The organism is Dyadobacter sp. CY351, from assembly GCF_021502625.1.
Taxonomy (GTDB): Bacteria; Bacteroidota; Bacteroidia; order Cytophagales; family Spirosomataceae; genus Dyadobacter; species Dyadobacter chenhuakuii.
This window is the reverse complement of the sequence record NZ_JAKFFU010000010.1, coordinates 278,912-291,446: the sequence shown is the minus strand read 5'-3', so window position 1 is coordinate 291,446 and position 12,535 is coordinate 278,912. Positions and strand designations below refer to the sequence as shown.

The window sequence follows — 12,535 nt, the reverse complement described above, 5'->3', positions numbered from 1 at the left end:
AGTAAATTGTTATTATGGGTAGATTAAGAAGGTATGTGATTGAATTAGAATTTGTAAATGAATGCTAGTCCGAAGGTAGTCTGACTGTTTTTTGTAAATGAGCCGTTTTCGTCTTCAAACTGCTGTAATTCGTTTGCACCGCTAACTTTTGGATAAGCATCCAGACGGAATTCAGGTTTTACAAGGATATGTCCGTCAGCGAGGCTGATGTTTCCTGTTAAAGTAATGGAGTTGACACTTGTTCCCATGCCGGCAGGTGTAAGCAAGCCGCGCACGCCGCTGTCATTGTTGAAGTATTCGTAACGCGCACCGATTCCGAAGTTGTCAGTTAATGCAGTGTTGGCATAAACAGCTACACCACCCCAGGTTTCTGTGTCGGCAGGTCCGCCTGCACCCTGGTAATCTCCTTTTTGGCTTCCGTAAGCGGCATTTAGTCCAAGCAGGAATTTCTCAGTGATCTGGAAACTTGTAGTGAGGTCAAAAACCTGGTAGAAAGCAGATGGCTCTTTGAATGTAACCGAATCAGGATTAGCCTCGTTGCTTCCGATGTAGTTCACATATACGTTCCAGTTTGCGACAGGCTGGAAGTAAAACTGACTGATGATCCCTTTTTTACGGTTGTTATCTCCTAGTCCGTCCACATTGTTCACAACCCCTACCATTAAAGATGCCTTGTCTGAAAAAGCATAAGTTGCTTTCAAACCGGCGTGGTAGAATGGTCCGTTGTTGAAAAGGTTAGACAGTGAGTAGTTGAAGTTGGCCGGTGCGTCGATCACTTCATATCCGATGTTGGTCCCGAATTGTCCGGCTGTCATCGAAAATTTGTCTGTGAATTTGTAAGTAAAATATGCCTGCTTGATAGCGAGTGCGGTGCTGAACAAAGCATTTCCATAATTACCCATGTTTGCATTAGGGCCGAATGTCAGGTCAACAACGGCTTCTGACTTCGCATTGGTATAAGCAACTCTTGTTTGTACAAGTCCCAAAGAAAACTGACCTGAACGCTGATCAAAAACCCGTGCATTGCTTCCTCCCATGTTAGAACGTGAAGCGGGTTTATTGAAATTGGCCATGTAATAGGAATCAAGATATCCCGAAAACGCAAAAGCACCCTTCGCATCCTCCTCATCCTTCGCCTCTGTAACCATTAATGTATCAGCCTTGGCAGCTTTCTTGTCTTCATTTGACTTTGCAAAACCCAAAAATGATACCATCAAAGATAATACTGTACAATAGACTTTTCTCATAATTATATTCTGTTTAAGTTAATATCACTATCCGGCTCGATTGATGAATCAAATATTATATATAAATTGTATTAATCAAATAACAGAACCAAAATTTATCTAAAAAAACACAATTATCACATTTTTCTACCCAAAATTCTTGTTTTATGAACATAAAACGGGGCGTTTGACAAAATTTATACAAATATTTAAATTCTGCAAAAATATAGATATACAGAATTTTATAAATTACACTAGACCGGATGAACATTGACTTTTTATGATAAAAGTGCCATTTTCATTTGGTTAGGGCACAAAAAAAGCCCCGCTGTGGGCGGGGCTTCAAAATCTTATTTGGTTAGCAGTTGCTACTCACCATGCATCCATGCCTTTTTGGCAAGTAATGTGTCTTCTTCCTCTTCGTTGTCAGGATCCGGAACGCAGCAATCGACAGGGCAAACCGCCGCACATTGTGGCTCTTCATGGAAACCTACGCATTCGGTACATTTATCTGAAACTATATAATAGAATTCGTCAGAAACCGGCGACTGCTTTTCCTTACCGCTTACAATGGTTCCATCGCCGAAATCCACCTCGTCCAGACTTGTCCCATCACCCCAGGTCCACTCCACACCTCCTTCATAAATTGCTGTGTTAGGGCACTCTGGCTCGCACGCCCCACAATTTATGCATTCATCGGTTATCATTATAGCCATATCGCCGGATTGTTTATATTTGTTGCTATTTCTTCTGTTTAGAGTAACAAATATAACTATTTATAGTTTCCCAACAATCAGAAAAATAAAAACGAATACCTAATTTAACTTTTCAGCGTTCAGTCAGAATGATATCGAGAGCCCAGCGGATCAATGCATTTATAAATCTTGGAAAATTCATCACAAACCCTCAAAACGAACCGGTAATTGAAGAGTGGATCGCCCGCGCCAACAGCAGGAACAACTGGTTCACCCCCGAAAACGTAGCACGCTCCCTTAATGCGATCGCCCACCAATTTCTGAATCCGGATAAGCTGAATGCCTGGACCGCACAATATCCGGAGCCTGTATCTTTTCAAAAAATAGGCGTTGTAATGGCCGGCAACATTCCGGCAGTGGGATTTCATGACGCATTATCCGTCATCATCAGCGGACATATATTAATGGCGAAACCGAGCTCAGACGACCATATGCTTATTCATGCCCTGCTGGATAAGCTTATGGAAATTGAACCGGGACTTAAAGAGCACATTCAATTTGTAGAGCGGCTCAATGATGCAGATGCTTACATTGCCACCGGAAGCGACAACACGGCGCGTTATTTCCATTATTATTTTGCCAAAAAACCCAACATTATCCGCCGAAACCGGACGTCCGTAGCCATCCTGACCGGCGAGGAAAGCACGGAGGAACTGGCGGCGCTCGGGCGTGATGTGCTGCAATATTTTGGCCTGGGATGCCGGAATGTTTCCAAGCTTTTTGTTCCCGCCGGATATGATTTTACCAAGTTTTACGAATCCATTCAAGACCTGGATAAAACCTATTTGCATCACCACAAATACTTCAACAACTACGAGTACAACAAGTCGATCTTCCTGGTGAACCGGGTGCCGCATTACGATAACGGTTTCCTGCTGCTGACGGAGAGCAAAGCGCTCGTTTCCGCTATCAGCGTGTTGCATTACGAAACATATGAATCACTTACAGATATTGAGGCGCCATTGAATGACCAGGCGGAAAAGATCCAGTGCGTGGTGACCAATGCCGATATCGCACTGCCAGGACTGATCCCATTTGGTAAAACGCAGAAGCCGGGTTTGTACGATTATGCGGATGCCGTCGACACCATGGCGTTTTTAGCAGAATTCTAATTTTCTGTTTTCTTATTAAAGCAAGCGATTCTTCTCCGAAGCCCACCTCAAAAAACCGGGGAGCGCTTCGGACCAGGTTTTGAGGTTATGCTCGCCAAAAGCGATCTCAGTGTAAAATACATCGCGGTTCCAGGCGTAACCTTTCTTTTCCAGCTCGGCAATACATTCCAGCGTATCCTGAATCGAATCAATGACGCCGTCACCATCGCGATCGTCGTATTCATCCAGCGAACCACATTGAAACCAGAATCTCAGATCCTTTTTAACGCTGGCATTACGAAGCTGCGCGTGCATGATGCGGTCGGAATCGCTGTAATCGTCATTCAACGCTCTTCGTCGCCACCACAATGCACCTGAAAATACACCTGCTTTGGCAAAAATCTGCGGATTGTTCCAGACAATGTCCAAAGCCATCAACCCGCCCAGCGAAAACCCGCCATAAGCAATGCGTTCTTGCGAAATGTTGTACTCTGCATGTAAATGCGGGATTAATTCTCTGACTACAAAGTCCGAAGTCGCATTTGCCCTGTCTCCCCGCCCTGCATAGTCCGCCTCACCGGAAACACCATATTCAAAAATGCGGTTTTCATTGGCATGGATACCCACAATTAGTACAGGATCGAATTCCCCGTCCGACAGCAAATCTGTCAGGATCGATGCCATTCCCAGTCCTTCAAAATCCTGGCCATCATTGAACAAGACCAGCGGATAATGCTTCGAGCGATCATAATCTGCGGGCAGAATGATAGTAATCACCACCTCTCTTTCCAGAAAGACAGAAAATACATTTTTGACAATGGTATGAACAGGATTGGTGTCGAAACTCAAATCAGCGCGATTAAAATAGTTGTAATAAGAGCGCGCAAGTTAATAAATGCCCATAATTTGCTTCCGTTAATTTGTTTTGTATATTTCAATATCAATGGTTTTACCTAAATAACCTCCTTTTGGAAGAGAAGCATATCACCTATTATTCGCATCATCTGGACAGGAATGTGGACATGCTCGTCTATGGTAACTGGGGCTATCCGCTCCTGCTCTTCCCTACTACGCTCGGGCGCTATTACCAGGCAAAAGACATGGGCCTGATCGAAGCTGTGAGCGGATTGGTGGAATCTGGAAAGTACAAAATATACTGTGTGGACTCCATTGATGCAGATTCCTGGTATGCCAAACATTTAAATCCGCAATACCGGGTGCTGAACCACATTCAGTATGACAAATTCCTGCATAATGAACTGGTTCCCTATATAATGAGTGAGTGCCATGTCGGCAAAATCGGTGTGGCCGGATGCAGCTTTGGCGGGTTTCATGCTGCAAATTTTGCATTCAAACATCCCGACCAGGTTGCCTATATGATCAGCATGAGCGGCGCATTCGACATCCGCAGCTTTACCGATGGCTTTTACGACGACACGGTTTACTTCAACAATCCCGTTGATTTCATGCCTAACGAACAGGGATGGCGTTACGGCCATATGAAAATCGTTTTGGGGACTTCGGACTGGGATATTTGTCTGGATAGTAATTTAAAGATGTCCAAAATCCTCAATGACCAGGGCATTGAACATTGGCTCGATATTAGAGGGTGGGAAAAACACGATTGGCCACTGTGGAACAAAATGTTCCCGGACTACCTTTCGCGGATTATGTAAATACAAAACAAAAACCGGATATGAAAAAAATTGGCATTTTGTTTGGAATGGAAAACACTTTCCCGAACGCATTTATTGAAAGAGTGAATAGCAAAGACAGCGGCTTCATCGCAGAAGCCGTGACGATTGATAAAGTGGTACAAGCCGATCCGACCGAGTACGCGGTGATCATTGACCGGATCTCACAGGATGTGCCTTTTTATCGTGCATATCTGAAAAACGCCGCATTATCCGGCACGGCTGTCATTAATAACCCTTTTTGGTGGAGCGCAGACGAGAAATTTTTCAATAACGCACTGGCCGAAAAGATCGGAGTTCCCGTACCGAAGACGGTGCTGATCCCTTCCAAACAGCGCCCTGAAAACACAACCGAAACATCCTTCCGCAACCTGGCTTTTCCGATGGCCTGGGAAGAAATATTTGAATATATCGGCTTTCCCGCCTATATGAAACCACACGACGGTGGTGGATGGAAGAGTGTTTATAAAGTGGTTAACCCGCATGATATGTGGCATAAGCACGAGGAAACCGGCCAGTTGGTGATGATGTTGCAGGAAGAAATCGAGTTTACCGATTATTTCCGTTGCTACTGCATTGGCCAGAAAGACGTGCTGATCATGCCTTATGAACCCAGAAACCCACATCATTTACGCTACGCAGCCGAAATGAAGGCGACCGGCGAAGAAGGGGAAAAATTATTGGAAACAATTAAAGACTATACATTAAGATTAAACATTGCGCTGGGCTACGATTTCAACACCGTAGAATTTGCCGTGCGGGATGGCATCCCCATCGCCATCGACTTCTGCAACCCTGCCCCGGATGCCGACATTTATTCCGTAGGCCGCGATAATTTTGAATGGGTGGTAGAAGCTGCCGCCAATCTGGCCATTGAAAAGGCCAAAGCCCATGTGCCCGGCCAAACCAACCTGACCTGGGGAACATTTGTAAAGGATGCGATAAGCGTTCACACAAACGTGGGTGCTCCTACAAGCATGAATGCTGCTGAAAACACGGGCGCTTCTGCAAGCACTGACGCTCCTGCCGATAGCATCCCGGTAAGCGATACTGCATCCGCAGAGACTCCGCTGGCAGCCCCGGCTTCTGCCAAAGAGGTGAAGGTGAAAGCCATTACGCCGAAGAAATCGCCAAAGCTTGTGGAGGATAAAGGCAACCAGCCCGTTCCGAGCGAGCCGACCCCGAAAATCCCAACCAAAAAAGCGGCTGCTACCAAAGCACCTGCCGCCAATTCTAAATTGAAAAAACCTTAAACTAACCGCATACGCACGCTTTATGGCCACTTTCACGCTGGGAATTGAAGAAGAATTTCAGACCATCGATCCTGTCACGAGGAATCTCAGGTCACATATGTCAAAGCTTGTTGAGGACGGAAAGATTACGCTGAAAGAGCGTGTGAAAGCCGAAATGCACCAGGCTGTTGTGGAAGTAGGCACCAACATTTGTCATAACATTCAGGAGGCGCGTGAGGAAGTTACCTATCTGAGGAAGATGATCCTGGACCTGGCCGACAAGCAGAATCTGCAGGTGGCCGCCGCCGGAACACATCCGTTTGCAGACTGGGTTGAACAGCTCATCACGCCCGACCCCCGTTATGACGAAATCATCGATGAAATGCGCGACGTAGCACGCGGCAACCTGATTTTCGGGTTGCACGTGCACGTTGGGATTGAAAATCGGGACGAAGCCATTCAGATTATGAATGCGGTGCGATATTTCTTGCCGCATATTTATGCATTGTCAACCAACTCGCCGTTCTGGTGCGGTCGTAACACAGGTTTTAAGTCTTACAGGTCCAAGGTTTTTGATAAATTCCCCCGAACCGGCATACCGGATTCGTTTTCAAGCGCAGCCGAATACGATGAATATGTCAATCTGCTGATAAAGACTAAATGCATTGATAATGGTAAAAAGATCTGGTGGGACATTCGCGTCCATCCGTTTTTCGACACAATTGAATTCCGCATGTGCGACGTGCCTATGCGTACGGATGAGACCATTTGCCTGGCTGCCATTATGCAGGCGCTCGTTGCTAAAATCCATAAATTGCACCGAATGAACCTGACATTCAGGCCCTATCACCGCATGTTGATCAATGAAAACAAGTGGCGGGCCGCCCGCTACGGCATCCACGGCAAGCTCATCGACTTTGGTAAACAGGAAGAGGTGGAATACAAGATGCTGGTCGTTGAGCTGCTGGAATTTATAGACGATGTTGTGGATGAGCTGGGAAGCCGGAAAGAGATCGACTATATCCATCAAATTATGGCCATGGGAACGGGTGCTGACCGCCAATTGGCTGTGTTCGAGCAAACTGGAAGCATGAACGCGGTGGTGGATTACATCGTTTCTGAAACCAGAATCGGGTTAGATTGAGGCATCTTTTTTCTGCTCGCGGCGAACTATTAGCGGGTCAGGTTGTTAACCATATTTACCCTATCTATTAAAAATAATGCTAACGGCTGACGTTAAATAAGCAGCTTTTTAAGATGAACGATAACAAAAAACATTTCCGGATTGCCATTCTGGATATGTACGATGGCTTCGAAAATGAAGGAATGCGTTGTATTAAAAAAATTATAACTGCATTCGGTGAGCAGGAATCTTTGGACGTTGCCTACACTGTTTTCGACGTCCGACAAAGATTGGAGATTCCCGGAATGGATTTCGACGCATACATTTCAACTGGCGGCCCCGGTAACCCATCACCGGTCGGCGCGGCCTGGGAGAAGAAATTTTTTGGATTTTTGGATCAAATGCTGCGGTTCAATGCCAGCCGGCATAACAAGGTCAAAAAACACCTCTTCCTAATTTGTCATTCGTTCCAGATGGCCTGCATTCACTGGCAATTGGCGAGCGTGAGCAAGAGACGGAAAACTTCCTTCGGCACATTTCCTGTATACAAATCTGCTGCTGGGCGCAAGGATCCTCTTTTAACAGCTCTGGCAGATCCGTTCTGGATCGTTGATTCACGCGATTATCAGGTTACACAGCCTAACCAATTCGCTTTTGATGATCTGGGCGCTAAGCTGCTTTGTTTAGAAAAAATCAGGCCGCATGTGCCGCTGGAACGCGCTATAATGGCCATCCGTTTCTCCAAAGAGATCGTAGGAACACAGTTTCATCCAGAGGCGGATGCCGAAGGCATGCTCCGATACTTTTTACGTGAAGACAAAAAAGCCGCCATCATTGCCAATCATGGCGAAGCTAAATACAATGATATGATCATGCACTTGAATGATCCCGATAAGATTATGATGACTGAATCTGTGATCATACCCGCGTTTCTAAAAAATGCTTTGAACAAAACTTTTCAGCCTGCCTATGCATAAGCAAGCGCGCAAAGCATTCAATGACTCTTTCACGGAGGATAAATATGAAAAATTCGTAAAGTCGTTCGAGCTCGATTTTCCCGATCAACTTGATTTTCGCGTAGCCGAAACCCCGATTTTTGTTCCGAAAGGTTTGCTCGAAAAGATCAACATTGCTTCGGAGCAAATTATCAAAACATTGCTTTCGCCCGAATTTATAAGTCAAACAGAAAGGGCCGTTCCGGCCGATCAAGCCGTGCCTAATGAGAATGAGCACACATCTTTTCTGGCGATCGACTTTGCGATTTGTAAAGATGAGAAAGGAAACCTCGTTCCGCAATTGATTGAATTACAAGGCTTTCCTTCCCTATTCGGCTATCAGGCTTACTTGTCCGAAAACTTCAAAAAGCATTTCGACATTCCTGAAAATTTCGGTTACTGCTTCGGCGCCGATTCGTATACAGCTTATGTTGAGAAATTGAAAGAGCTGATCCTGGCTGGTGAAAAACCTGAAAATGTCATTCTCTTAGAGATCTTTCCGGAAAAGCAAAAGACGCGCGTCGATTTTGCGGTAACAGAAGCAATGCTGGGCATCAAGGCTGTTTGTTACACCAAATTGATTAAAGAAGGAAAAGATCTATTTTACGAAGACAATGGCAGAAAAATCCAGGTTAAAAGGATCTATAACCGCCTCATATTCGATGATTTACTTAACTATCCCGACCTGCAAACGAGTTACCGTCTTTCGGACGAAGTAAATGTAAGCTGGGTGGGTCATCCGAACTGGTTTTTCAGGATCAGCAAATTTTCAATTCCCTTTCTCCAAAGTCCATACATTCCGGAAACGCGTTTTGTAAATGATTATAAAGGCAACTTTCCTGCTGATCTGGAAAATTACGTTTTAAAGCCGCTTTTTTCGTTTGCTGGCTCAGGCGTACAATTGCACATTGCGGAATCAGACTTAGCATCATTGCCAGATCCGGAAAACTATATTTTGCAAAGAAAAGTGACCTACGAACCTGTCATTCAAGCGCCGGATGGGTTGGTTAAATGTGAAGTCCGCATGATGTACGGCTGGAATGACAATGCGGAAAAACCGGAATTGTTCATCGCGCTGAGCCGACTGAGCCGGGGCGAAATGATCGGGGTCCGCTACAATAAGGATTTTACGTGGGTTGGCGGAAGCGCAGCCTTTTTCGAAAAGTAAATTAAGTTTTATAAAATTAAATAATAAAATACTTTTCAAAAGTATTGAACATTTAGAATGCATATATCCCACCGTCAACACTTCTTCGATCACCTCGCCCAGACATCCGATTACCCGCTTGCGCTAGAAATTGTGAAAGCCGAGGGCGCCTATATGTACGGCCCGGACGGCAGGAAATACATGGACCTGATTTCCGGAATCGCGGTCAGCAATGTTGGTCACAGGCATCCAAAGGTGTTAGCAGCTGTCCATGAGCAACTTGAAAAGCATATGCACTTGCTTGTGTACGGTGAATATGTACAAAGCACGCAAGTGCAGCTTGCAAAGGCACTCACTGAAACATTACAATTATCGAGCGCAAATCCTTCGCCATATGGTTTGATTGATAATGTATACTTTACAAATTCCGGGACGGAAGCAGTCGAAGGCGCGATGAAACTGGCCAAACGATTTACCGGTCGTGATGAATTTGTTTCTTGCTTTAATGCTTATCACGGGGCTACGCAAGGTGCATTAAGTCTGGCCGGAGCAGAGTTTTTCAAGCGAAATTTCCGCCCGCTGCTTCCCGGCGTCACGCACATTCAGCATGGTTTTTTGCACGATATTGAAAAAATAACAAATAAAACGGCAGCAGTTATCATTGAAGTCATTGGCGGAGAATCCGGAGTGCGTGTACCGGGTGATGACTATTTTCCTGCACTTCGAAAAAAATGCACCGAGACCGGCGCGCTTTTAATTTTTGATGAAATTCAGTCAGGATATGGCCGTACGGGATCGTTCTGGGCCTTTGAGCAGTTTAATGTTTACCCTGACATATTGCTCAGTGCCAAAGGAATGGGCGGCGGCATGCCGATTGGCGCATTCATGGCTTCGCAGGAAATTATGCGTGTTTTCAAAAACAATCCAATACTTGGCCACATTACCACATTTGGCGGCCATCCCGTAAGCTGCGCGTCTTCGCTGGCGGCACTCCAAGTAACATTAGAGGAAGGCCTGGCGGCGTCCGCCGCTGAAAAAGGCGCACTTTTCAAAGCATTGCTGGTCCATCCGGCCATTAAGGAAGTAAGGGGAAGAGGATTGATGCTCGCGGCGGAAATGGAATCATTCGCAAAGTTGAAGGATACCATTGATCGCTGCATTGAACGCGGCGTAGTTACCGATTGGTTTTTGTTTTGCGACAACGCCATGCGCATTGCCCCGCCGCTTACCATTACCGAAGATCAGATCCGCGAAGCTTGCGACGTAATATTATCCGTTTTGAACGATAGCAACATATGAACTACTCAATCGAAAACCATTTTCTAAAAATTTCCGTGCAGGAAAAAGGCGCAGAACTTTGCCAGATCCAGTCAGCCATTACAGGGAAAGACTTTTTATGGGACGCCGATCCGGAGGTTTGGGCGAGTTATGCACCGGTACTTTTCCCCGTAATCGGAGCGATTAAGGATGGTTTTGTAAACTACAAAGGCAAGCAATATGCAGTCCCGCGCCACGGTTTTATCAGAAATAATACGGACGTAAAACTTGTCGACCAAACGAACGACAGCCTGACATTCGGGCTTAAATTCAGTGAAACAACATTAGAAATTTACCCATTCGAATTTGAATTCCGCATTACTTACAGCCTGCAAGAAAAGCGGATCATTGTCAATCATGAAGTGATCAATCATGGAAATGAGGAAATGTTATTCTCGCTGGGTGGACATCCCGCATTTAAATGCCCTATGCATGACGATGAGGTTTACGAGGATTACTATCTTGAATTCTACGCTGTTGAAAATGACGCAACCTGGCTGTTAGAGAAAGACGGCCTGGTCGGCAACACCACAAAGCCTGTTTTCGAAAACACCAATATCCTTCATTTAAACAGACATTTGTTTGACAACGATGCGCTGATTTTCAAACATTTAGTTTCAAAACAAGTAAGTCTCCGAAGCACAAAATCTCCACAAGTTATTACCCTGCATTACGACGACTTCAAATATCTTGGCATCTGGGCAAAACCCGGCGGCAACTTTGTTTGCATCGAACCCTGGCTAGGGATAGCCGACAGCACCGACTCGGACCAGAACTTTGAAACCAAAGAAGGCATTTTAAAGCTGGCTGCCGGCAACAAGTTCGAAGCGAAGTTTGAGATTGAAATTAGCGAATAGACTGATCGCTACAATTTCAACGCCAGAAGCTCACTGCCCAGTCGGTGCAGTGCAGCTTCAATCTTTTTCGCTTGCGCGGGACGAGGCTTTTTCAAACCGGAAGCATAGTGGTTAAGCTGTTTTTCATTAATGCCAGTCAATCGAGCTATGCCGGACTGGCTGAAAATACCTTTATAGTATTTCAAAAAGCTTCCAACGTCGAACTTCCAGACAATTTCATATTCACCTTTCAAAGCTGCGGGAATATTTCTATCGTCAAAGGACTTGATGATCTCGATGCATTCCAGAACCGACTTTTTAACCTCGTCGATCGTCTCTCCACCTCCATTTAACATCTTAACATTCTCAGCATACGCGCCGTAGAAATCCTTGCTCCGCTCGATTACAACTCTGATCTTTTTCATCTTAGTTCTAAGTTCATTCCTTTAATTGCTTTCAACCTTGTTCCTTCCGGCATTTCTCTTGCACCATGATTTGCAACCGAATAAGTTTGGCCATTTTTCTGATAAATACAATGACTGCCTCGCGTTCTGATATGCAACCAGCCATTACGCCGTATGATACGGTGAAACTCTGAATATTTCATTGATAGTGTGAGCAAAGTGTTGAATCCAAAGGTATATAATTATATACCATTTCCAAACTAGTGCTCACAAAAAAAGCTTCCGGATGGAAGCTTTTAGTCTTTCTACAAAACGCTTACTACTAAACAGTAGCCTCGATTTGTGCGTTTAATTTATCTTCTAAAGTTGTTTTTGGCACAACACCTACAACTTTATCTACTAATTGTCCGCCTTTAAAAATCATCAATGTTGGGATACTGCGAATACCGAATTTAGCTGGTATCGAAGAGTTCATATCCACATCCATTTTACCAATAACTGCTTTGCCCTCGTATTCGCCAGCCAATTGTTCTACAACCGGTCCGATCATCTTACAAGGACCGCACCATTCAGCCCAAAAGTCAACAAGTACTGGTTTATCTCCTTGGATGAGATCTTCAAAGGTGCTATCGGTAATTTCAAGTGCTTTTCCCATGTCGAAAAAATGTCTAATGTTTTTTTATAAATCTGATATAATAAGGATTATAAGTAACTA

The 12,535-nt window shown here is 44.9% G+C and carries 14 protein-coding genes; 8 read left to right on the top strand and 6 right to left on the bottom strand.

Annotation, left to right across the window (positions count from 1 at the left end; all coding sequences use genetic code 11):
* Nucleotides 1–44: 44 nt before the first annotated feature.
* Nucleotides 45–1,247 (bottom strand): porin, encoded by a 1,203-nt coding sequence (locus L0660_RS18890; protein ID WP_233798110.1) that lies wholly within the window; start codon nucleotides 1,245–1,247, stop codon nucleotides 45–47.
* Nucleotides 1,248–1,594: 347 nt separating this feature from the next.
* A complete protein-coding gene (locus L0660_RS18885; protein WP_082216484.1) occupies nucleotides 1,595–1,942 on the bottom strand; it encodes a 4Fe-4S binding protein in 348 nt (115 codons plus the stop codon).
* Between the two features lie 128 nt (nucleotides 1,943–2,070).
* Between L0660_RS18885 and L0660_RS18880 the strand changes: the two genes are divergently transcribed.
* A complete protein-coding gene (locus L0660_RS18880) occupies nucleotides 2,071–3,093 on the top strand; it encodes an acyl-CoA reductase (RefSeq protein ID WP_235160805.1) in 1,023 nt (340 codons plus the stop codon).
* A gap of 15 nt (nucleotides 3,094–3,108) precedes the next feature.
* Here the strand turns inward: L0660_RS18880 and L0660_RS18875 are convergent, their stop codons facing one another.
* Entirely contained in the window at nucleotides 3,109–3,921 is an 813-nt protein-coding gene (locus L0660_RS18875; RefSeq protein WP_235160803.1) for an esterase family protein, read from the bottom strand.
* Between the two features lie 119 nt (nucleotides 3,922–4,040).
* On the opposite strand from L0660_RS18875, the gene L0660_RS18870 reads away from it, so the two are divergent.
* From L0660_RS18870 to L0660_RS18840, 7 genes are all read left to right on the top strand, one after another.
* A complete protein-coding gene (locus L0660_RS18870) occupies nucleotides 4,041–4,748 on the top strand; it encodes an esterase family protein (RefSeq protein ID WP_233798107.1) in 708 nt (235 codons plus the stop codon).
* A gap of 20 nt (nucleotides 4,749–4,768) precedes the next feature.
* Nucleotides 4,769–6,019 carry a RimK family alpha-L-glutamate ligase gene (locus tag L0660_RS18865; RefSeq protein ID WP_235160802.1) on the top strand — a complete coding sequence of 417 codons (1,251 nt, stop codon included), beginning with the start codon at nucleotides 4,769–4,771 and terminating at the stop codon, nucleotides 6,017–6,019.
* 22 nt (nucleotides 6,020–6,041) lie between these two features.
* Nucleotides 6,042–7,142, top strand: a complete 1,101-nt coding sequence (locus L0660_RS18860; protein ID WP_233798105.1) for a carboxylate-amine ligase — start codon at nucleotides 6,042–6,044, stop codon at nucleotides 7,140–7,142.
* Between the two features lie 113 nt (nucleotides 7,143–7,255).
* The gene (locus tag L0660_RS18855; RefSeq protein WP_235160801.1) at nucleotides 7,256–8,098 is read left to right on the top strand and encodes a type 1 glutamine amidotransferase; all 843 of its coding nucleotides are present in this window, start codon (nucleotides 7,256–7,258) and stop codon (nucleotides 8,096–8,098) included.
* Nucleotides 8,091–9,284 (top strand): hypothetical protein, encoded by a 1,194-nt coding sequence (locus tag L0660_RS18850; protein WP_235160800.1) that lies wholly within the window; start codon nucleotides 8,091–8,093, stop codon nucleotides 9,282–9,284. Before L0660_RS18855 ends, L0660_RS18850 begins: the two co-directional genes overlap by 8 nt.
* A gap of 57 nt (nucleotides 9,285–9,341) precedes the next feature.
* Nucleotides 9,342–10,562, top strand: a complete 1,221-nt coding sequence (locus tag L0660_RS18845) for an aspartate aminotransferase family protein (protein WP_235160799.1) — start codon at nucleotides 9,342–9,344, stop codon at nucleotides 10,560–10,562.
* Nucleotides 10,559–11,437, top strand: a complete 879-nt coding sequence (locus L0660_RS18840; protein ID WP_235160798.1) for an aldose 1-epimerase family protein — start codon at nucleotides 10,559–10,561, stop codon at nucleotides 11,435–11,437. The genes L0660_RS18845 and L0660_RS18840 overlap by 4 nt, the downstream gene beginning before the upstream one ends.
* 8 nt (nucleotides 11,438–11,445) lie before the next feature.
* On the opposite strand, the gene L0660_RS18835 is transcribed toward L0660_RS18840, so the two are convergent.
* The 3 genes from L0660_RS18835 to trxA all read right to left on the bottom strand — a co-directional run bounded on the left by L0660_RS18835 (nucleotide 11,446) and on the right by trxA (nucleotide 12,475).
* On the bottom strand, nucleotides 11,446–11,841 hold the full coding sequence (locus L0660_RS18835; protein ID WP_235160797.1) for a type II toxin-antitoxin system HicB family antitoxin: 396 nt from the start codon (nucleotides 11,839–11,841) through the stop codon (nucleotides 11,446–11,448).
* The gene (locus L0660_RS26390) at nucleotides 11,838–12,023 is read right to left on the bottom strand and encodes a type II toxin-antitoxin system HicA family toxin (protein ID WP_409013434.1); all 186 of its coding nucleotides are present in this window, start codon (nucleotides 12,021–12,023) and stop codon (nucleotides 11,838–11,840) included. Before L0660_RS26390 ends, L0660_RS18835 begins: the two co-directional genes overlap by 4 nt.
* A gap of 119 nt (nucleotides 12,024–12,142) precedes the next feature.
* Entirely contained in the window at nucleotides 12,143–12,475 is a 333-nt protein-coding gene (gene trxA, locus L0660_RS18830) for a thioredoxin (RefSeq protein WP_026632915.1), read from the bottom strand.
* Between the last annotated feature and the right edge of the window lie 60 nt (nucleotides 12,476–12,535).